General features: G+C 39.5%; 23 protein-coding genes. 8 read left to right on the top strand and 15 right to left on the bottom strand.

Annotation, left to right across the window (positions count from 1 at the left end; genetic code table 11):
• Positions 1-73 precede the first annotated feature (73 nt).
• The 8 genes from ACRHOZ_RS04250 (at position 74) to istB (ending at position 7,572) form a co-directional block, all read left to right on the top strand.
• Complete coding sequence (locus tag ACRHOZ_RS04250) at positions 74-1,162, top strand: serine hydrolase domain-containing protein (protein ID WP_431122731.1); 1,089 nt, start codon at positions 74-76, stop codon at positions 1,160-1,162.
• A gap of 193 nt (positions 1,163-1,355) precedes the next feature.
• Positions 1,356-3,020, top strand: a complete 1,665-nt coding sequence (locus ACRHOZ_RS04245; protein WP_431122729.1) for a serine hydrolase domain-containing protein — start codon at positions 1,356-1,358, stop codon at positions 3,018-3,020.
• Between the two features lie 49 nt (positions 3,021-3,069).
• The gene (locus ACRHOZ_RS04240; RefSeq protein WP_158259120.1) at positions 3,070-3,498 is read left to right on the top strand and encodes a LuxR C-terminal-related transcriptional regulator; all 429 of its coding nucleotides are present in this window, start codon (positions 3,070-3,072) and stop codon (positions 3,496-3,498) included.
• A gap of 78 nt (positions 3,499-3,576) precedes the next feature.
• A complete protein-coding gene (locus ACRHOZ_RS04235; protein ID WP_106145285.1) occupies positions 3,577-4,110 on the top strand; it encodes a DUF4199 domain-containing protein in 534 nt (177 codons plus the stop codon).
• Entirely contained in the window at positions 4,107-4,442 is a 336-nt protein-coding gene (locus ACRHOZ_RS04230) for a DUF1801 domain-containing protein (protein WP_106145286.1), read from the top strand. Before ACRHOZ_RS04235 ends, ACRHOZ_RS04230 begins: the two co-directional genes overlap by 4 nt.
• A gap of 126 nt (positions 4,443-4,568) precedes the next feature.
• Complete coding sequence (locus ACRHOZ_RS04225; RefSeq protein WP_106145287.1) at positions 4,569-5,072, top strand: RNA polymerase sigma factor; 504 nt, start codon at positions 4,569-4,571, stop codon at positions 5,070-5,072.
• A 195-nt stretch (positions 5,073-5,267) separates the two neighbouring features.
• Positions 5,268-6,812, top strand: coding sequence for an IS21 family transposase (gene istA / locus ACRHOZ_RS04220; RefSeq protein WP_225604038.1), 1,545 nt, complete (start codon positions 5,268-5,270; stop codon positions 6,810-6,812).
• Positions 6,813-6,834: 22 nt separating this feature from the next.
• Positions 6,835-7,572 (top strand): IS21-like element helper ATPase IstB, encoded by a 738-nt coding sequence (gene istB, locus ACRHOZ_RS04215; protein WP_225604039.1) that lies wholly within the window; start codon positions 6,835-6,837, stop codon positions 7,570-7,572.
• A 70-nt stretch (positions 7,573-7,642) separates the two neighbouring features.
• On the opposite strand, the gene ACRHOZ_RS04210 is transcribed toward istB, so the two are convergent.
• The 15 genes from ACRHOZ_RS04210 to ACRHOZ_RS04140 form a co-directional block, all read right to left on the bottom strand.
• Complete coding sequence (locus tag ACRHOZ_RS04210; RefSeq protein ID WP_431122724.1) at positions 7,643-8,116, bottom strand: asparaginase domain-containing protein; 474 nt, start codon at positions 8,114-8,116, stop codon at positions 7,643-7,645.
• 18 nt (positions 8,117-8,134) lie between these two features.
• Complete coding sequence (locus ACRHOZ_RS04205) at positions 8,135-8,887, bottom strand: SDR family oxidoreductase (protein WP_431122721.1); 753 nt, start codon at positions 8,885-8,887, stop codon at positions 8,135-8,137.
• A gap of 13 nt (positions 8,888-8,900) precedes the next feature.
• On the bottom strand, positions 8,901-9,761 hold the full coding sequence (locus tag ACRHOZ_RS04200) for a helix-turn-helix domain-containing protein (protein ID WP_431122719.1): 861 nt from the start codon (positions 9,759-9,761) through the stop codon (positions 8,901-8,903).
• Between the two features lie 38 nt (positions 9,762-9,799).
• Positions 9,800-10,945, bottom strand: a complete 1,146-nt coding sequence (locus tag ACRHOZ_RS04195; protein WP_431122716.1) for an SRPBCC family protein — start codon at positions 10,943-10,945, stop codon at positions 9,800-9,802.
• A gap of 17 nt (positions 10,946-10,962) precedes the next feature.
• Complete coding sequence (locus ACRHOZ_RS04190; RefSeq protein ID WP_431122713.1) at positions 10,963-11,490, bottom strand: SRPBCC family protein; 528 nt, start codon at positions 11,488-11,490, stop codon at positions 10,963-10,965.
• A 137-nt stretch (positions 11,491-11,627) separates the two neighbouring features.
• Positions 11,628-13,118 (bottom strand): S41 family peptidase, encoded by a 1,491-nt coding sequence (locus tag ACRHOZ_RS04185; protein ID WP_431122711.1) that lies wholly within the window; start codon positions 13,116-13,118, stop codon positions 11,628-11,630.
• A gap of 48 nt (positions 13,119-13,166) precedes the next feature.
• Positions 13,167-13,544: a hypothetical protein gene (locus ACRHOZ_RS04180; protein WP_431122708.1), complete on the bottom strand. Its 378-nt coding sequence runs from the start codon at positions 13,542-13,544 to the stop codon at positions 13,167-13,169.
• Positions 13,545-13,799: 255 nt separating this feature from the next.
• Positions 13,800-14,273 carry a hypothetical protein gene (locus tag ACRHOZ_RS04175; protein ID WP_431122706.1) on the bottom strand — a complete coding sequence of 158 codons (474 nt, stop codon included), beginning with the start codon at positions 14,271-14,273 and terminating at the stop codon, positions 13,800-13,802.
• 202 nt (positions 14,274-14,475) lie between these two features.
• A complete protein-coding gene (locus ACRHOZ_RS04170) occupies positions 14,476-14,829 on the bottom strand; it encodes a SnoaL-like domain-containing protein (protein WP_431122704.1) in 354 nt (117 codons plus the stop codon).
• Between the two features lie 16 nt (positions 14,830-14,845).
• Positions 14,846-15,436 carry a DinB family protein gene (locus ACRHOZ_RS04165; RefSeq protein ID WP_431122702.1) on the bottom strand — a complete coding sequence of 197 codons (591 nt, stop codon included), beginning with the start codon at positions 15,434-15,436 and terminating at the stop codon, positions 14,846-14,848.
• A gap of 20 nt (positions 15,437-15,456) precedes the next feature.
• Entirely contained in the window at positions 15,457-15,960 is a 504-nt protein-coding gene (locus ACRHOZ_RS04160) for an SRPBCC family protein (protein ID WP_431122700.1), read from the bottom strand.
• 90 nt (positions 15,961-16,050) lie between these two features.
• Positions 16,051-16,932 carry an RNA polymerase sigma factor gene (locus ACRHOZ_RS04155; RefSeq protein ID WP_431122698.1) on the bottom strand — a complete coding sequence of 294 codons (882 nt, stop codon included), beginning with the start codon at positions 16,930-16,932 and terminating at the stop codon, positions 16,051-16,053.
• A 103-nt stretch (positions 16,933-17,035) separates the two neighbouring features.
• Positions 17,036-17,389 carry a SnoaL-like domain-containing protein gene (locus tag ACRHOZ_RS04150; RefSeq protein WP_431122695.1) on the bottom strand — a complete coding sequence of 118 codons (354 nt, stop codon included), beginning with the start codon at positions 17,387-17,389 and terminating at the stop codon, positions 17,036-17,038.
• 59 nt (positions 17,390-17,448) lie between these two features.
• Positions 17,449-18,069, bottom strand: coding sequence for an SRPBCC family protein (locus ACRHOZ_RS04145; RefSeq protein ID WP_431122693.1), 621 nt, complete (start codon positions 18,067-18,069; stop codon positions 17,449-17,451).
• A gap of 19 nt (positions 18,070-18,088) precedes the next feature.
• Positions 18,089-18,592, bottom strand: a complete 504-nt coding sequence (locus ACRHOZ_RS04140; RefSeq protein WP_431122691.1) for an SRPBCC family protein — start codon at positions 18,590-18,592, stop codon at positions 18,089-18,091.
• Between the last annotated feature and the right edge of the window lie 130 nt (positions 18,593-18,722).

The following is an 18,722-nucleotide window of genomic DNA, read 5'->3' as shown; positions in this document are numbered from 1 at the left end:
AGCAAACTTTTTTCTTTATATCAAAATCCCAGGCAATTACACAACGTAAATGATTATTAAAATTTAAGTTCTTATGATTTTGAAAGGAAGCTCTATAATTATTTTTTTAACGTTTCACTTATTCTGCAGTGGACAACCAATTGAAAAACTTGAACGAATAAAAGAGGAAGTTGTACAAGTCATTGAAAACGATAATATTCCTGCGATAAGTATTGGTATTGTTACCAATGGGAAGGACGTCAGATTTATGAATTTTGGGCATTTTGATAGAACTCAAAAGCAAAAGGTTAATGAAGAGAGTATTTATCAAATAGCTTCGCTTGGAAAAACTTTTATTGGGATTGTTGCACACCATCTATTACTTGAAAATCTCATTCAGTTAGATGACCCAATAACTAAATATTTACCCTTCGAAATCCCTCAAAGGAGATTGATTAAATTAAAAGAAATCAAGATTAAAGACTTACTATTTCATCGTTCCGGCTTTCCACAGGATGCCAAAGCGGGATACAAAAGGAAAGACGGCGAGGCATATAGATACGATTATACCGTTAAAGACTTGGAAAGTGATGTTCTCAAATTACGTATAAAACCTGGAAACAAGTATCAGTATTCCAACTTTGGCTACGCGTTGCTAGCATTCATTATGGAACAAGCTGCTGAAAGTAGTTATGAGCAGCTATTGTCTAAGTATATAATTGAGCCTTATCATCTAGAAAGCACCGCTTTACAGTTGTCAAGAGAACAAAAAAATGATTTAGTCACTCCATATAGAAAAGACGATAGGAGTGTGAGGACTGAGCCATGGGTAATGGGGAAATTAGCTCCTCCATCTGCGATTTACAGTACCACAAAAGACCTCTCCAAACTGCTTATTGCTCAGTTAAGTGTTTATAGAAAATTCACTAAAAATCAAAAAATAGTGCCATTATTTCTAACTCAAAGTAAGTCAGAAATTGGTCAAAATACTGGAATATATTACGGTTACGGGTTTGTTGACTGGGGGATGCAGACGTACGGACATAGCGGAGATATGGATGGTTATGCGTCTGACTATTCATTTAATTCTAAAAATAATTCAGGAGTGGTATTGCTCACTTCTAGTGGAGAAAAGTGGATAGGTCCTTTAATTGTCAAAATAAACAAAATTTTGATGGAATAACTTTTCTCGCATTATTTTGAAGGTCTGTTTATGCCTTGGAACGAGTGAAGAAACACTTAAGCAATATGAAAAAGACGTTTTGGGATTTGTGAATAGCAATATGACCAATTAGGGTATTGGGCATCTTATTGTTTCTTACGCCAAGAGTGTGATAGGTAATTCGTAAATTATAGGCCTGTTACGCTTTTAAAAAATGAAGAAATTAACCCTTATATGTTTTTGTTGTTTCCTTGGTTTTTCACCCTTCTACGGGGTTGCCCAAATTCAAGAATCTCAAATAGATTTAGTCTTTAAAGAATGGAATGAGACCAATGTGCCAGGAGGGTCGGTCGGAATCATAAAAGATGGAGAGCTCGTATTTTCCAAAGGATATGGATTGGCTGATTTAGAGCATGACATTCCCAATACTCCGTCAACTGTGTTCTATATCGGCTCCAATGGAAAGCAGTTTGCCGCTTTTTGTGTTTTGTTACTAGAAGAGCAGGGAAAACTAAAATTGACGGACGACATTAGACAATACCTCCCTGATTTTCCCGAGTACGAGTCTCCCATAACCATTGAAAACCTTCTGTACCACACCAGTGGAATCCGAGACTATTCATCCCTATGGGACTTACAGGGACGAAGCTATTTTGACTTGATTACGGCTGCAGAGACCTACGAAATGCTTAAAAGACAAAGCCGTATCAATTTCCCCCCAGGAGAAGAGGTATTATATAGCAATGGTGGGTATTTCTTATTATCTGAAATTGTTCAACGAGTTACCGGAAAAAGTTTAAAAGATTTTGCCAAGGAACATATTTTTGACCCACTTGGTATGGAGCATACCTTATTTCTCGACAATCATAAAGACCTTATCAAAAACCGGGCTTTCGGTTATTACAAAAACTCAGACGGAGATTTTGATAATGCTATACGAAGGTTTGAACTTGTGGGTTCTGGTGGGGTGTACTCAACAGTGCTGGACCTTTATAAATGGGACCAAAATTTTTACAAAAATAGGTTAGGTGAAGGAGGACAAAAAATCATCAACAAGATGCTTAAGGTAGGGCGATTGAATAATGGCGAGTCAACCGGAGAATCGGCAGGGATTCAGGTAGATGATTACAAAGGTATCACCGAAATCAGTCATGGAGGTTCCCGCGGTGGGTTTAGAACACAGATAATGCGATTTCCAGAGCAAAACTTTTCTGTTATAGTGTTGTCGAATAGGTCTGATACCAACTATAATACGAAGGCCAGAGAGATAGCAGATTTATATCTAGAGAAGCATTATTCGAGTGAAAGCGAAACGCGGAAAGCAAGGTCTTTCCTAGACTTGAAATCGAACGAGCTTGCCAAATTTATTGGCGATTATATTGATGAATATTCAGGGCGTGTCCGCTCCATTGAAATGAGCAATGACACTTTGTTCTATGTTCGGTCTGAAAATAGGAAGGATAAACTTGTGCCATTTAGCCAAACTGATTTTGAAATAGTGAGCAGAGGTAATGGACAATTCGGTATTGCTTTCGAAAAGGTCGAACAAGGCAGACGGGCCTTTAGCTTTGTCAATGATGGAAGAAAGACCACTATGTTCAAAAGATTCGAGCCCAAAGTTTATGCTGCAGATGAATTACAACCTTTTGTAGGGAGCTATTACAGTAAGGACCTGAATGTTACCTACTATATAAAAATTCAGAATGAAGAATTAACCTTGTTCATCAACCATAACAAAATGAGTACTCTAAAGCCAATTGCTAAGGGCACGTTTGTAAGCAGTAATGCCGATTTTGGGGTATTCTTCTTTGCAGATGATAAAAAACATCTGAAGGTCAATGCCTCGAGAATTAAGGATGTGGAATTTGAAAGGATTTAATATTAGAACACATAATCCCTTAAAGTGGGGTTAGATAAGCTTCATGACCATGATAAAAATTATAAGAGAGAATAAACTCTTGATTTTCTTGACTGTGCTCGTTACTTTGGGAGTCCTGGTTTTTAATGTGTTCCATTATTCTACCAGCTATGGAATCGTTGAAATTAACAATGTAAACTCGCTATTGTTAGTGCCTTTCATCTTGTTGGTATGTGGGCTAGGAATGGTATTGGGCACGACCAAGAATACCGATGAAATCGAAAACGCCTATCAAAACCAGCTGTCGGAACGTGAACAGCAGGTTATCGAGCTTATTTGTTTAGGCAAAAAGAATCAGGATATAGCAAATGAACTATTTGTTGATATTACAACAATTAAGACGCATATCAACCGAATTTACAAAAAGACCGGTGTGAAAAATCGTAGGGAGTTGAAATTCTATGGCAAGAGGGTACTACAAAAGAGTGGAAACCAATAAATCCACCCTTTTTTCCAACCGTTTTTAATTGAGAATTACCATTTTGTCCGTGAATTTTGTAGAAAATCAAAATACAAAATGGAAAAATTAAAAACACCTATTGTTTACGGATTTGTAGTTGCACTCGCCGGAAGCATTTTAATGCTGACACTTTTAGCACTCAAATTACTTGGCCCCAAGGCTATCGCTCTGGAAAATGAAATGACCGGAGGAACCATCCTCTTCTTAATGTTATACCTTTTATTGCTTTTCGCCATTTACTTTGCCATCAAGAAGAGAAAAGATGTTCTAGGGAGAGGCATCCAATTCAAGGAAGCCCTGATTCAAGGATTTGTGGTTAGCTTATCTACAGCAGTATTCAGTGTTGTTTTTACAATTGTTTTTTACGAATTGCTGTATCCATCTTATGTGGCTGACACTATTGAGGCACTTAGGCTGAAAATGGAAAGTTCTGGTGTTCCTGTAGAGAAGCTAAACGCTAAACTGGAGGAAAAAGAGGCATATTTAAGTACTTCAACGCAAAGTATGTTCTCCTTTATTGGAAACCTTATAACAGGAGGAGCTTTTACATTGTTGTTAAGCTTCTTTCTAAAAACAAGTAAAGAAAGATGAATTATAACAAGAAAATAACTGATTACATATCTAAAGCTACCGACGAGCAGGTCGCTTTGTTGGAAGAATTAAGGAAGTTGGTACATACCTCTGTTGAAAATGTCAAGGAAGAACTAAAATGGAAAATGCCTGTTTTCAATAATGGAAAGGACTTTGCTTATCTGCGCTTTGCCAAAAAACACGTTACACTTGGGTTTTACAATATTGATAGACTCAGCGACCCAAACAATTTATTGGAAGGAGAGGGGAATACATTAAGGCATGTGAAAATAAATTCCCTGGGTGAAAATCTAAAGAAGCAAATTTCGCAATGGCTGAAAGAAATAACTTGAGAAAGTGTGAAAGCGTATTCGTCTGGATGTCAAATAAAGTCTTGAGGCATTCTCAAAAAAAATATTCTCTAAAGTGTCATATTTCTTAAACTATGGTAACTAAAGAGGTAAAGGGACGAACTAAAAATGGAAAAACAAAAAAGCCTATTTCTTTCTACACTTGAGAAAAACCAAGATAAATTATATAGGCTTTGTTCAATATATTCTGATAATAATGAAGACTCAAAAGACCTGTTCCAAGAGGTTTTAGTTAATATATGGAAGTCGATGAGTTCATTTAAAGGTAATTCATCTATTGGTACTTGGATATTTAGGATAGCATTAAATGTTTGTCTTCGTTTCAAATCAAAATACACAAAACACCAAAACCGATTTATAAGATTGGATAGTATGACTATTTGTAATATCGGTTCTCAAGTAGAAAATGAAAAAAGGGATGAAAAACTAATAGCTTTAAGAAAGTGTGTTAAAAAATTGAATGATGGAGACAAGGCAATAATTGCTCTGTACTTGGAGGGATTAGCATACCGAGAAATTTCAGACATACTCGGACTATCTGAAAATCACGTAGCCGTAAAAATCAAGCGGATTAAATCAAAATTGTTGAACTGTATAAATGGAATGTTATGATAGAAGATGAATTAATCAAAATCTGGCAAACGTCCAGTAATTGGAAACGCCGGACATAGTATACCACCCTCGCCGGGTTAAAGCGACCATAGCTGGCCGGACGAAAGTGACCCACCCTCGCCGGGCCAAAGTGGACCACTTTTAGATTCGATCTATCTGTAAAAAGTCTAAGTGCTTTTTTTGTTAAAAAGCACCATGGCGAACAAGCAGATAGACATGCGAAAAACAAAACTGATTTACAAACTTTACACCTCCGGCACTAGCAAACGGAGGATAAGCCAACAATTGGGCATATCCCGTGTCACGGTCAGGAAGTACATCGAGTTCTTCAGGCGGTACCGTTTTACGGCCTACGAAGTGGAGAAGATGACCCTGGAGGAACTCCACAACCTTTTCAAGGACGGTCAAAAGCGCAAGAGCCAACGGTTGCTGACCTTACGGCAGTACTTCCCCTATTTTGACAAAGAGCTCCGCAAGACCGGGGTGACCAGGCAATTGTTGTGGGAGGAATATTATGCCAAGCACCCCGATGGCTTCAAGCTCTCACAGTTCAAGTATTGGTACGCCGAATGGCGCAAGGAGACCTCTCCGGTAATGCACATGGAGCACAAGGCCGGCGACAAGCTCTTTATAGACTTCACGGGAAAGAAACTCCACATCGTTGACAGGGAAACCGGTGAACTGAAGGAACTGGAGGTGTTCGTTTGCATACTGGGCAGCAGCCAATATACTTATGTAGAGGCCTGCGCAAGCCAAAAACTGGAGGACTTCATCCGCTGCACCGAAAACGCACTATGGTTCTACGGCGGCGTACCAAAGGCCCTGGTGCCCGACAACCTTAAGTCGGCGGTCACCAAGAGCAGCCGTTACGAGCCCAAGGTCAACGAGGTCTTCGCCGACTTTGCCGAACACTACGAAACGGCGGTACTGCCCACACGTACCTATAGGCCAAGGGACAAGGCCATAGTGGAGAACGCCGTGAAGATAATCTACACCAGGGTGTTCGCCCCTTTACGGAACCAGGTCTTCCATGGCATGACCGATATCAACATCGCGATAAGGGAACTGCTGGAAAAACACAACGCAATGTCGTTCAGGGGAAGGGAATATTCCAGGCGTTCACTTTTCATGGAAATCGAGAAGGGCGAACTGATGCCGTTACCGGCGAAACGCTATGAGGTAAAACGATATGCCCAGGCCACCGTACACAAGAACAGCCATATCTATTTTGGGAAGGACAAGCATTATTACAGCGTGCCCTACAGACATATAGGCAAACAGGTCAAGCTGGTCTATACCGATAACATCGTCGAGATCTACCATAAGCACGAAAGGTTCGCCGTACATACAAGGGACAGGAAGAAATACGGCTATACCACCTTGGCCGACCATATGCCCTCGCACCACAGGTTCGTGAGCGAATGGAGCAGTGAAAGGTTCATCGATTGGGCGGGCAATATCGGCGGACACTGTAAAGGGTACATCATTGCCATCCTGGAGAAGAAGCAACACCCGGAACAATCCTACAAATCTTGTCTGGGCGTGCTCCACCTTGCCAAAAAGTACGGAAGGGAGCGTCTTGAAAATGCGTGCAAACGTGCCTCGGAATATGGTGCGTACAATTACAATATGGTCGAGCGCATCCTAAAAAAGGGATGGGACCAGATCGATGAACGTATGGACGGGGATATGGAAATGCCCGAGCACAACAACATAAGGGGAGGGGAATACTACGAATAGAACAATATTAAAAACAGGACATATGAACGAAAAAACAATGCAATTGATGAAAGAAATGAGGCTCTATGGAATGCACAGGGCCTTCACCACAACAATGGAGACCGGCGGTCCGTCGACCGGTTACACCAACGATGAACTGGTCGCCTATCTGGTCCAGTGCGAATGGGACGACCGGCACAACCGTAGGATAGAGCGATTGACCAAGTCGGCAAGGTTCAGGTATACGGCCGTCATGGAGGCCATCGACTACCGACCGTCGCGCCAACTGGACAAGAACCTGGTCCGGCGGCTAGGTTCCTGCGGGTTCATCCAAAAAAGGGAGAACATACTTATTACCGGCAGTACCGGCGTGGGCAAAAGTTACCTGGCCTCGGCCATCGGCCACCAGGCCTGTTCCATGGGATCAAAAACGATGTACTTCAATACTGCAAAGCTCTTTACCCTGCTCAAGACATCAAAGGCCGACGGTTCCTATCCAAAACAAATAAACAAACTTGAAAAACAGGACTTGCTCATCTTGGATGACTTCGGCCTTAAGCCATTGGACAACATCAATAGGCATGCACTTATGGAAATCATCGAGGACAGGCACGGCAAAAAATCCACTATAATAGCATCACAATTGCCCGTATCAAAGTGGCACGACATTATCGGGGAGAGAACACTGGCCGATGCCATCCTCGACCGTTTGGTGCACACGGCACACAGAATAGATATAAAAGGCGAATCAATGAGAAGAAAATTGAAAAATAAAAACTAAGTTTAACCCACGGATAGATCAAATCTGGGCAGTCCAATTGCCATGGTCAGTTTCATCCGGCGAAGGTGGGTCAGTTTACCCGGCTTATCCACTTTTGAACGTTGTCCCAAGGAAATAGGGTCCGATGCATTGCTATATAGACTCCTTTTTCCAAGGAAGAGACTTTGGCCAGGGCAAAGGATAAATTTTCAAAAGCATCTGTTTTTGGGTCAGTACCCAACACAAAGGCCCCTGTCAAGACAATGGTTTTATTCAGTTTGAGTTTACCTAAAAAAAGTGCTGTCTCTACCATGGTAAGCGTGCCATGAGTGATTATAATTTTATCATTTTCAGCAAACTCTATCTCCCGTAACAACAAATCACGGTCACGCCTATTGACAAAACGGCTGTCTTTCGAAAACACTTCTTTTATGTCATATTGAGGAGCAATATCAATACGTGATAAATGGTCTTCAATACTAATGGGGGCTTTCTCAGGGGCCTTGTCAATTTTATCATATTCAAGCCCTTCGATAGTTCCCCCGGTTGTTAAAATGGTAATCATAAGGTATTTAGACGACTATCAAATCTGTGCATATCCGCCATCAGCGGGAAATTCAGCTCCCGTGACAAATGAGCTCTCTGGCGAAGCTAAAAATGTAGCGACGGAAGCAATCTCTTCCGGTTGCCCCATTCGACCTAATGGTGTTTTTAGCTTCACCTCATTTTCCATGGCCTTCATGGCATCTTCGTCCATTTCAATTTTGGTAACAATAGGAGTCGCGGTATGACCCGGAGATACTGCGTTGATTCGTATACCTCTTGGAGCCAGTTCCGTTGCCAATGTCCGGGCGAATGAACGCACTGCGGCTTTAGTCGCAGAATAGGCACTCGTACCGGGCAGACCTTTCCCATTAATCACAGAGGTGGTCAAAACTATGGAGCCTCCTTCTGGAATAAGTGGTAATGCCTTTTGTATGGTAAAGTATGCACCCTTTACATTAATATCGAAAAGGTGGTCATACTTTGCCTCATCGGTTCCGTCGATGGGTGAGAATCCTGCAACACCAGCATTTACAAATAAGATGTCCAATTTTTGATACTTGGTTTTTACCTCATTGTATAAATTATCTAAATCACTCAAATTTGAAATATCCGCCCTGATTCCATAAGACTGCTCACCCAATTGCGATACGGCAGTATTTAAGGCTTCTTCATTTCTGCCTACTATAATTACATGGGCTCCCTGTTCTACAAACTTTTGTGCTGTGGCCAAACCGATTCCTGAACTCCCTCCAGTTATCAGTGCTATTTTATTGTTCAATTGTTTAGTCATATTATTATATTTTTTATTTTACAGTTCTAAAATCTCGTGGAGATTTTCCAAATTTCTTTTTGAAAGCCTTAGTGAAATACGTAGGGTCACTAAAACCACATTGATAGCTTATAGCAGAAATGGACTCCTTTGAAACTTTAAGGAGTTCTGCTCCTTTTTCAAGACGTCTAATTAGTATGTATCTCCCCGGCGTCTCATCAAAGGTCTTCTTGAACTTCCTTTGAAACGAGGATAGGCTCATATTACACAGGCTAGCATAGTCTTCCATCATTAAGTCTTCAAAAAGGTGGGTTTCAACAATTTGTTTGAGAGAATATTCTTCGTTGTCAAAAATTTGTGATAGAATATCAGCAATATCGCCTGAACGTTCAGAATTTACCAGTAAGAGTATGAGTTCTTTCAGCTTAAGCTCGATGAGCTCATCGGTCATTAATTCTGGTGCCTCAAAGTAGAACATAAGGCTTTTTATATAGGCCTTAAGTAGTCTATCTACCTTAAAACTATGAACGTCGTTGTGTTTTGCTGGCCCCGTCTTTTTCCTGGAAAGCTTGTCATATATTCCTTTGGGAAGGACATCCGTAAATATCTTTTTCATTAGTTTGGGGTAGAAGCGAATTATAATGGCTTCCGATACGCCAGTTTCACAAACCTTTTTCCATTTATTGATATATTTTCCACAACGCACCAGAACAGCATGTTCGCCATTGGCATCAACAACATTAGTTCTTGAGTAAATAGATGCCCTACCGTGAACTGCCAAAATGAAGCACGCCTCATTATCCATAGAAACAGGCAGTTTTAATGGTGTATTGAACTTGAACCTTTGTAAGACAGGTTTGTCTGATATGTCAAAATGTTGGTGCTCTAAGAACATAAATTTTAGTTTTGGAAAATGGCAACTACAAAGTTAGCTTACTTATAATTTCCTTTTATTTCCTTCCATTTATCGCGAGTTACGTTTTCACCTGTCTCAGAATGATAGTCAATGGCATAGGCATAGCGTTGAAAAGTTTTCTTTAAATTTCCTTTGGCCATACCTTTTAACAACCGTGGTTTGGTCAGGTAGTTCATTCTAATTTTTAACCTGGTTTTGTTCGGGCCCAAGGAGGTAGCATCCATATTTACCCACGTGTAATCGGCATTGATAGGAAAGCCTTTTTTCTTGATTACTTCAATGGTGATATGGTGGTTTTCAGGTTCCCATTTGGCAATTTTATCGATGAAATATTTCTTCTCATTCTCCTTCATGTACATGATGCGTTTGGCTCCGAGCTCTGCTTTGGTATGACCCTGAAACCACTCAGATTTTGGGCAATCCGGATTGCTATTGGCTATATCGGCAAAACCTTCTCCAATTACCTCCCAAACTCGGTCAACAGGAGCATCAATTTCTTGTACTATCTCAAAAGAAACTACCTTCTTTTTCATTTTAGCATCCTTGGTCGCGATTTTCTCATTTGAGGCAACTTTCTCTGGATGTGGCTCACCATTTTCTACATAGTATTTTAATTCCTCACACATACTTTCCAAAGCTTTTCTGGTGGCTCCTTTCATGATGCCTTTCATCATGAACCCCATAACACCGGTCGCTCGCATTTCAGATTGTGCAGATACATAAGTGCCGCCATCTTGTTCCCTAAACTTCCAGGTGTTGATGAAATCTTTAACAAAACCAGGAATGGCTTCATACAATGCATAGCGTATCTCAAAGTCATCTTCGTTAAAATTTAAGATTTCCTCTCGAGCATCACCAAAACCTGCAGCCGTAATCTCGCAAGCGCGAACGCTGTAAGGAGAGCTTCCAATGGCTTCACCGAAGCCCTCAGAATGGGACACCCCAGAAGACCATTTCTCTATCCCTGCAAAGTCTTCGGCAAAAACTGCCCATACATCTTTTGCCGGGGCTTTTATGAAGATTTCTGCATTGGCCACAACATTGGGCTTTTTCTTTTTGTCTTTGGTTACATTGGTTGCCCTTAAAGAACCTGGTATGAGCATCAAGGCTGCTATTAGGGCAATCAATGTATAGCTTGTATAAATTTTCTTTTTAGCTTTCATAACGATATACTTTACTGTTACTTTTTCTTTTTGTTGAATTTTTCTATTGCTTTCATCTTTTTAGGATGCGGCTTATTATTTTCGATGTAGTAGGCAAGTTCTTCGCACATGGAGCGTAGTGCATTTTTTGTGCTTGAACGCATAAAACCACGCATTAGAAAACCAAGAAGACCAGTTGCCCGCATTTTAGAAACCACCTGCATTTGGGTCTTCTCTTTTATTGGCATCAACATCCAAGTGATTTCCGCACTTTTTACAAAAGATGGGACGCCTTCATACAAGTCATAAGAGAGCATGTATGAGTTTTTGTCGTACACGGTTATTCGTTCCTTGGCATTGCTAAATCCTGGCGCATTGATTTTGCAAGCCCTTTCACCACACATAGAACCATTCACAGGTTCTCCAAAACCTTCTGAATGATTGACTCCAGATGACCATTCGCCGATTTTGTCAAAGTCTTCTGCCAATGCCTTCCAGACTTCGTTTATCCCGGCATCCACTATAATTGTTTGATGAACATTGATGTTTGATTTACTACTGGGCATTCGGTGATTTTTACAACATAAAATTGCCAGAAAATCAGAAAAATCACTTGGTCAAAAACAGCAAGAACTTGGAAAATAGGGTCAAAGAGTGGATAAAGTTTTGTACCTAATTGTAGAATGGTTTTACATCCTAAGAATTAATTATTCTCAATTAGCTGTAGTACTTTTTTTAACTCTAAGTCCTCATTTCGCAGAACATCATCAATGGAGTATACAATTTTGTGGTCAGGTATTACTCCCCGACCAATGGGGTGCTTTGAATACATGTACCCCATTTGGATATTTGGCGATATTCGAACCATTATCTTACTGTTGGGAAGCTGCACTACAATGTTGGCACCACCAGTAGGACCTTCAAAAGTCCCTCCTGATTCTTCCCCAATAAAAACTGCATCTGTTGTTTTTCTAATATCAGAGGCCAAATCTCCTGCACTTGAAAAAGTTGTTCCATTGATTAGCACATACAGGTTGCCTTTGAATACATTCTTCTTTGGAGGTTGAAGTTGCAGGTTCTTACCATACCTATAGTTGCTTACCCATAAATCGTTTGAAAACTTTCGCATATACTCATCATCATTGTTAAACACCAGGTCAACTGAATCTCTTTCGATAATTATGGACTTAAGCGGGCGATAATCTAAATGACTGAGGTAAATATTGTCATAGAGCTTAAAGGGCTTATCATACAAATACGAAATTAGTTCCATTTGCTGGTGTTCACTTCCTCCACCATTGTTCCGTAGGTCAAGAATTAGATTCGGTATTTTTCGTTCTTTCAATTGTCGAAAAGCATCATCTAACAATTCATCAAAGTCAGGGTCTATTTTGGCATTATAAAAGGAACGAGATACGGTCAAGAGCGCATACCTATTGCTATCGCTGATTTCAAACCTTGGAGAAGGTGTTTTAAACCAGATTCTTTCGTCTACATGGTACTTTTTAAGCAAGATATTTGCTCTATCGGAACTGCTGATGCCCGAAAGCGTTACTTTTTTAATCTCTTTACTTCCATGCTCCTCGTACTCAATTTGGAACGTTTGGCTTCTATCTACGTGTAAGTAATAGTAAAGGTCAAAACCATAATAGGTAGTGCTAAAATAATGCTCAATTAGCCTGTTCTTTCTAGTGTCTATATATCCATCTGTTGCTATGCCTTCCTTCATTTCTTGGAGGATTGTAGCTGAACTTTTACCATTTACCGTAAGCAGTTTAGCTCCATTAAGTTTACCTGCTGCATCACTACAATCATTGATAATAAAAATTTCGTCTTGCAGAATTTTCACATGAAATGGCATAACTTTTTTAGCCAAAATCTCTTGCTCCAGTTCAAATTGAGGGATTGTATATAAATGCCCACAATTGACATGAGCATTTATTTTACTGACTTCGCTCAGGACATCTATCGCCAGTATGGAATTATTGGACGCTTCAATTTTTTTATGGGCTTTACCAAAAATTGAGTCAAAGGACTTTTTAGTGTTATACTTATAGATTCGAGGATGTACATACTCCAATGCTTTCTCCAACCAAACTATATCTTCTTTTGCTTCCTCTTTCGTTATTTTTAACTGTCCAATAGAATAAAGAGGACAGATTAAAAGTAGTATTGCTAATTTTTGTATTCTCATTTTGAATTGCTGTTATTAACCACCACAATAGATAATTCAAGTTTTGAATTAGGTCCATTTCTCGACTCTTTTTCTGAAATCGCGAATAACTTTTTTCACGATTACCCTACATATTTTCCTTTCCCATAGCCAATAACGGATTCTTGACACGACCGTGGCATTATCAAAATTAAATAATAAAGTAACCTCCAATTCTGAAGCAGATTTCGAACGCTGTTGTGGCCTTACCCTCGCTAATACTAAAGTGTTTCGCATTTTTTGGTAAAGACTACCGTTTTTAAGGCACGCAAAATAAAGTTGATATTTTTTAGAGATGCTTCCGTTTTCTATAAGACCTGATTGCGAGAATACGTTGTAGGCTTCCTCCAGAGCTAACTGAACGTTTTTGCTGGGTTTGTCTATGGGTTCGGTAAAAGTAATTTCCATGCCTTCGTTTATTGATGATAAACTAGTTGAAATCAAGAAATTTGACTTTGACAAAAAGGGCAAATTCTTGTAAAATAAGGTCAAACCCTATTTTATACTTAGATGCCAAATCAAAGGATGTGTGATAACTTTGGGTAAATTTTTAGCTGAAAAGAATATGAGAATACTGGTTAGTTATGAAAACCAAAGAAAAGAGTGCGGTAAGCGACACACATCTCATCAAATAGCGGTGGGATTCACATCATTTTTATAAAGTCACTTTTTGACGAACCATTTAATCGGGAGGCCAAATAAATCGGGCTTATAATTTATGATGGTGTCATTTGTTTTATCCACCATCATACTGCTCCGCAAACCGTTGCTGCTCAAAATCCAGTTGGTTTCACTTCCAACAGGAACAATACTCAATGTATCACTTTTGAGGTCAGGTCGTTGCGCCCAAAACGGTTCCAACATTGCAAAGACTTCCTTCTCATTGGCAATGGTCAAAAACCGTACATCAATGGTATGCTCAACAGAGGTCTTTCCCATAGATTCCCACCCAATACGAATGGGATGCCCGTCACGAACATATTGAATCAGCTCCTGTTTTGTGCCATGGACCACGTTCCCAGATTTATCCGTTTGAAATACCAATTGCCATTTTTCACTTACTGGCTGTTGACAACCAGCAATAAGAAATACCAGTGCAGCAATATAAAATACTTTAGACCTTAATTTTTCTTTCATGATTGAGCTATGTTTTTTGATTTTTAACGCTTATCATAATACAAGAAAATATTAAAAACCAGTATTAGAAAGCTGTTAAATCTCTATTTATCCATGAGACCCTATTTTAATTTAGACAACCGAAATCCAAAGAATTTGATTGCCAGGTTGGGTCAAAATGGTCGAATTCATGGAGATTAAGGTCGTTTTTAGCTAAAAAGGCCTAATAGAAAAACTGCTCGCTAACTATTTTTCCATTATCTATCTCATAGACGATAATCTCATCCAACGCCATTTGATTGCCATCTTTAAGATTGGCCGTCAATTTATAGGGAATCGCAATATGTTTTGAAGCCACAATGGCATTACCTACTTCCATTGACTCGATTCCGGCCAAATGTTCACCCATGGCGGCATCTTTTGCCTTGATGGCCTCCACTCCCTTTACATCTGAAAAATGTTCGCTCTGTGGTTCAATGTGATGGGCATTGGGATGAAACAACTCATCGTATACATCATTGAACTTTCCCTCTCTTAAGAGGCCTACTAATCTGTTTGCTATTTCTTGATTTGTCATTTGCTACGAATTAATTTTATTGATAACTAAATGCTGTTTTACCCAGGAATTTGCGGTACAATCCTATTTGACCAAGTTCATATCCAATGTGATGCATTTGAAAGGCATATAAACCACGTATTGTTTGTTCAGGAAAAGGAATGGGGAATGGCGCATCTGCGTTTAACTGCTCTTCGCTTAGGTTTTCTAGTGCCGCTGAGATTTTTGGGGTCAGTGCGTCAAAATCATCCTTCATTTTTGAAAGTCGAGGATATTTTGCTGAAGGGTCAAAAGTCTTTCCAAAGGCAAATTGCTCTGCATAAGGGTTTTCTGTGGCCTGCCCTAGTAACATGGCTAAGTTATACTGAATATCAACCGTATGACCTGCTATCCAGGCCAGACTATTGGCATTGTTAATCCGTCTGTCAGCTTCCGTATCTGAAATGCCATCCAGGTTCTTTGAAAATAGGCTGGCTTGCAAATCATACTGAGCTTTCAATACTTGTATGTCTGTGGGCTTATAAACCTCTTTAATAACTTCTTTTTCTACGGTTTTTGGTTGCTGGCAAGAGTTCATCCCAATTGCTATGGTCAATATGGCCAGTCCTTTTATTGCTAAATGTTTCATTTATAATAGATTTTAAAGTGTTATGCGGTTTTGTTACCTTTCTTTTTTTTGAATTTGGCGTCCGACTTTTTCTTGGCCTCTGTCTGTTTTCCAGTCTCAACAAAATGCTTTAAGTCTTCAACTGTCTGACTCATGTCCTTATGCATTTTCGGCTTTATCATCCATGTCATCAATAATCTGGGTATCAATGCCAGTTCAACATCCAAATTCATAACAATCTCACTTGTGTCGGTTCCTGTTGGGTTGACTTTCCAATTAGCCTTCCCCGATTTAATCATAGCAGGGGTTCCGTCTAAATGATATTTAAGATTCATTTCATCATCATTTACATAATCAATAATTTCACTTACTTCGCCATAGGATGAATGACATTTTCTTCCTCCGAGGTTTTCGGTTAAATCTTCTCTGGCCTCAGAATGATTAACAGTACTGGCCCAATCACAAGAGCGGTTGTAATTATGCCAAAGTACTTCCCAAACTTTTTCAGCTGGAGCATTTACTTGTTTTGTTATAAGAATGTGCATAGGAAAGTGTTTTATTCGCTTTACAAAGCGGTTTTACACTTTTGATTCAAAAAAGAGAGATGTGTTACAACTTATGGTCGGTGCTAGTTGTTAATTCAATCTCATTAAATCTTTAATTTGCTTATCCTCAATAATATTTTTCAAAAAAGTTTTCTTCTCAAAATCTTCCTTAAATGGTAATTCTCCATATAGCGTGGCATACTTTTCATCAATTATGTCAACCATTTTATCTGCGTCTTTATGTAGGGCATTTCTAAAACTGGCAAAATGCTTTTGATTAAAGAGTAGATTCCTGTTATCTATGATTTTATTGTTTACGGCGAAAGTCACCTTTTTGTGACATCGGCAAGGGTTGGATTTGTTAACCAACCCACAGTTATTATTCATAAAATTATAGAGGTCTGAACGGGCACGGGAAAGTCGAAGTCTAAAATTACCTTTTGATATGTTCAGTATTTCTGACCCAATAGTATGGTCAGCGTTGAACATCTCGCCAAGAATATAAACCAGTCTTTGCTCCCTAGTGAGGCAGAGCAACATGCCGCTCATACAATAATAATTCATCTCTTTAATTAGTGCTCTATTTTCATTTTTCTCTTGCTCTGTCAAGGTTTTATCCGGTGTATTTTCCAACACTTCAGACATTTCATCAAAACTGGTTAAGGTGATTTCATCTTTCTTACGTTTCGACATTAAAAAATGGTTGGTCACGATACGGTAGCACCAAGTAGTAAAGGAGCTTCTTCCCTCAAATTGCCCTAAATGAGTAACGACTTTGATTAATGCCTCTTGTGTTAAATCTTCGGCATCTGCTTGGTTGCGAACCATTTTCCATGCAATATTATATATGAACACTCTGTGCTTATCTATCAAGGAATTTAGTGCCTTTTTGTTCCCAGATTGTGCCTTAACTACTAAATCAATATCTTCCTTCTTAGTTGCATGATTGGATTTTATAAACGGATTATTCATTATGACAAGTTTATCCCCCAATTTCGGGTTTTCAACTCTTCTTGAAATGGATTAAATAGGCAAATACTTGGAAAATAAAGTCATTGTTTTTAGCTAAAAAGTTCTAATAGAAAAACTGCTCGCTCACTATCTTCCCATTTTTGACCTCATAGACAATAATCTCATCCAACGCCATTTGATTGCCATCTTTAAGATTAGCCGTCAATTTGTAGGGAATCGCAATATGTTTTGAGGCCACAATGGCGTTTCCTACTTCCATGGATTCGATTCCGGCTAAATGTTCACCCATGGCAGCATCTTTCGCCTTTATGGCCTCCACACCCTTCACATCTGAAAAATGTTCGGACTGTGGTTCAATGTGGTGCGCTTCGGGATGGAACAGTTCATCATATACGTCATTGAACTTTCCTTCTCTTAAGAGACCTACCAATCTGTTTGCTATTTCTTGATTTGTCATATCGATTTTCTTTGTAAGTTGATTTAATTGGAGCATTCGTATGTTAGAACAACTGCCCATTATTTTGTTTTAATAACTGTCGCTTTAGGGTACTTGTCCTTTATTTCATCATATTTTCCATTTCCAGCTCGTACAATCTCACCAGTCTCGATATAATGTTTTAGGCCTACCAAAGTGCCGCCCAATTGTTTTTTGAACTGGCCTTTCACAAAGCCACCCATAAAGGCCGGTTTTGTTCTGTACTGAAACTCATACCCTGCGGTAGAGGTACCGTCACCATTATCTCGCACGGTATAGTAGGCCTGCGAATTGTCCATATTAAGTGGAAACTTTTGGGCATCGATAACAATATTCCGCATGGTCATATTCGCTTTGTCAATCTCTGCAATGCGTTCATGAGTCCATCGGGAGCCTTTTTCGTTGAAAGAGCATTTTCGGGTAGCTCCCTCGACTCCTTTTACCGAACCGTTGATATAATCTGAGGTATAGATATAGGGTGAGAAGTTTGAAATTTCTCCATAATCTTCGACCATTGCCTCCCACACCTGTTCGGCCGGAGCATTGATTTTTATTTCGACCTTAATGGTCTTGAATTTTTTGCTCATACTTTGGGCATTTACAAATGAGCTTGTGAGTACCAATGCCATCAATGCAATCGTGGATTTTATTGCTATTTTCATTGTTTTTGATTTTAAAGTATTATGCGGCTTTATTGCCTTTCTTTTTAAAGTATTTTTTGTCCGATTTTATTTTTGCCTCAGATTGCTTTCCTGTTTCTATGTAGTATTTCAGGTCTTCAAGGGTTTGGTTCAGGTCTTTTCGCATCTTGGGTTTTATCATCCAGCCCATCAGAAGACCAGGAAGGGTAGCGAGGGTAACATCCAAGTCCATCGTCACTTCTGAAGTATTAACACTCAAAGGTTTAACCTTCCAGTTGGCATTCGCAGCCTTCATAATGAATGGAGTGTCATCAAGATGGTACTGCAATTCCATCTTTTCTTCATCTGCCTTATCTATGATTTCACTTACGTCCCCAAAGACCGTAGAGCAGGTTCTGCCCATATATTCACTGCCAGCAACTTCACGTTCTTTTGACTCATTTACCGTACTTGCCCAGTCACAACTATCGGCATAATTGGTGTAAAGTGTTTCCCAAACCTTGGTGGCGGGAGCACTTATTAGTAGTGTTTTTTTGATTTTCATGGGTTGTTGAAATTTATGTTTTAGAGAACACAAGTTGTTCTTGAAAACAATTTCTACTTAGATTCAAAGCGGAAGGGCCTGTGACAACTTTGCATAAAAAAAGCCTGAGTTTTGGCTCAGGCTTTTCTAA

It is taken from the genome of Flagellimonas flava, from assembly GCF_050617915.1.
Taxonomy (GTDB): domain Bacteria; phylum Bacteroidota; class Bacteroidia; order Flavobacteriales; family Flavobacteriaceae; genus Flagellimonas; species Flagellimonas flava_A.
The sequence above is the reverse complement of the archived record's forward strand: the minus strand, read 5'-3'. Positions and strand labels throughout refer to the sequence as shown.

What these genes read in the sequence shown, in the direction of transcription:
- ACRHOZ_RS04250 (WP_431122731.1), top strand. Translation starts at nt 74, where the DNA reads ATGATTTTGAAAGGAAGCTCTATAATTATTTTTTTAACGTTTCACTTA.
- ACRHOZ_RS04245 (WP_431122729.1), top strand. Translation starts at nt 1,356, where the DNA reads ATGAAGAAATTAACCCTTATATGTTTTTGTTGTTTCCTTGGTTTTTCA.
- ACRHOZ_RS04240 (WP_158259120.1), top strand. Translation starts at nt 3,070, where the DNA reads ATGATAAAAATTATAAGAGAGAATAAACTCTTGATTTTCTTGACTGTG.
- ACRHOZ_RS04235 (WP_106145285.1), top strand. Translation starts at nt 3,577, where the DNA reads ATGGAAAAATTAAAAACACCTATTGTTTACGGATTTGTAGTTGCACTC.
- ACRHOZ_RS04230 (WP_106145286.1), top strand. Translation starts at nt 4,107, where the DNA reads ATGAATTATAACAAGAAAATAACTGATTACATATCTAAAGCTACCGAC.
- ACRHOZ_RS04225 (WP_106145287.1), top strand. Translation starts at nt 4,569, where the DNA reads ATGGAAAAACAAAAAAGCCTATTTCTTTCTACACTTGAGAAAAACCAA.
- istA (WP_225604038.1), top strand. Translation starts at nt 5,268, where the DNA reads ATGGCGAACAAGCAGATAGACATGCGAAAAACAAAACTGATTTACAAA.
- istB (WP_225604039.1), top strand. Translation starts at nt 6,835, where the DNA reads ATGAACGAAAAAACAATGCAATTGATGAAAGAAATGAGGCTCTATGGA.
- ACRHOZ_RS04210 (WP_431122724.1), bottom strand. Translation starts at nt 8,116, where the DNA reads ATGATTACCATTTTAACAACCGGGGGAACTATCGAAGGGCTTGAATAT.
- ACRHOZ_RS04205 (WP_431122721.1), bottom strand. Translation starts at nt 8,887, where the DNA reads ATGACTAAACAATTGAACAATAAAATAGCACTGATAACTGGAGGGAGT.
- ACRHOZ_RS04200 (WP_431122719.1), bottom strand. Translation starts at nt 9,761, where the DNA reads ATGTTCTTAGAGCACCAACATTTTGACATATCAGACAAACCTGTCTTA.
- ACRHOZ_RS04195 (WP_431122716.1), bottom strand. Translation starts at nt 10,945, where the DNA reads ATGAAAGCTAAAAAGAAAATTTATACAAGCTATACATTGATTGCCCTA.
- ACRHOZ_RS04190 (WP_431122713.1), bottom strand. Translation starts at nt 11,490, where the DNA reads ATGCCCAGTAGTAAATCAAACATCAATGTTCATCAAACAATTATAGTG.
- ACRHOZ_RS04185 (WP_431122711.1), bottom strand. Translation starts at nt 13,118, where the DNA reads ATGAGAATACAAAAATTAGCAATACTACTTTTAATCTGTCCTCTTTAT.
- ACRHOZ_RS04180 (WP_431122708.1), bottom strand. Translation starts at nt 13,544, where the DNA reads ATGGAAATTACTTTTACCGAACCCATAGACAAACCCAGCAAAAACGTT.
- ACRHOZ_RS04175 (WP_431122706.1), bottom strand. Translation starts at nt 14,273, where the DNA reads ATGAAAGAAAAATTAAGGTCTAAAGTATTTTATATTGCTGCACTGGTA.
- ACRHOZ_RS04170 (WP_431122704.1), bottom strand. Translation starts at nt 14,829, where the DNA reads ATGACAAATCAAGAAATAGCAAACAGATTAGTAGGCCTCTTAAGAGAG.
- ACRHOZ_RS04165 (WP_431122702.1), bottom strand. Translation starts at nt 15,436, where the DNA reads ATGAAACATTTAGCAATAAAAGGACTGGCCATATTGACCATAGCAATT.
- ACRHOZ_RS04160 (WP_431122700.1), bottom strand. Translation starts at nt 15,960, where the DNA reads ATGCACATTCTTATAACAAAACAAGTAAATGCTCCAGCTGAAAAAGTT.
- ACRHOZ_RS04155 (WP_431122698.1), bottom strand. Translation starts at nt 16,932, where the DNA reads ATGAATAATCCGTTTATAAAATCCAATCATGCAACTAAGAAGGAAGAT.
- ACRHOZ_RS04150 (WP_431122695.1), bottom strand. Translation starts at nt 17,389, where the DNA reads ATGACAAATCAAGAAATAGCAAACAGATTGGTAGGTCTCTTAAGAGAA.
- ACRHOZ_RS04145 (WP_431122693.1), bottom strand. Translation starts at nt 18,069, where the DNA reads ATGAAAATAGCAATAAAATCCACGATTGCATTGATGGCATTGGTACTC.
- ACRHOZ_RS04140 (WP_431122691.1), bottom strand. Translation starts at nt 18,592, where the DNA reads ATGAAAATCAAAAAAACACTACTAATAAGTGCTCCCGCCACCAAGGTT.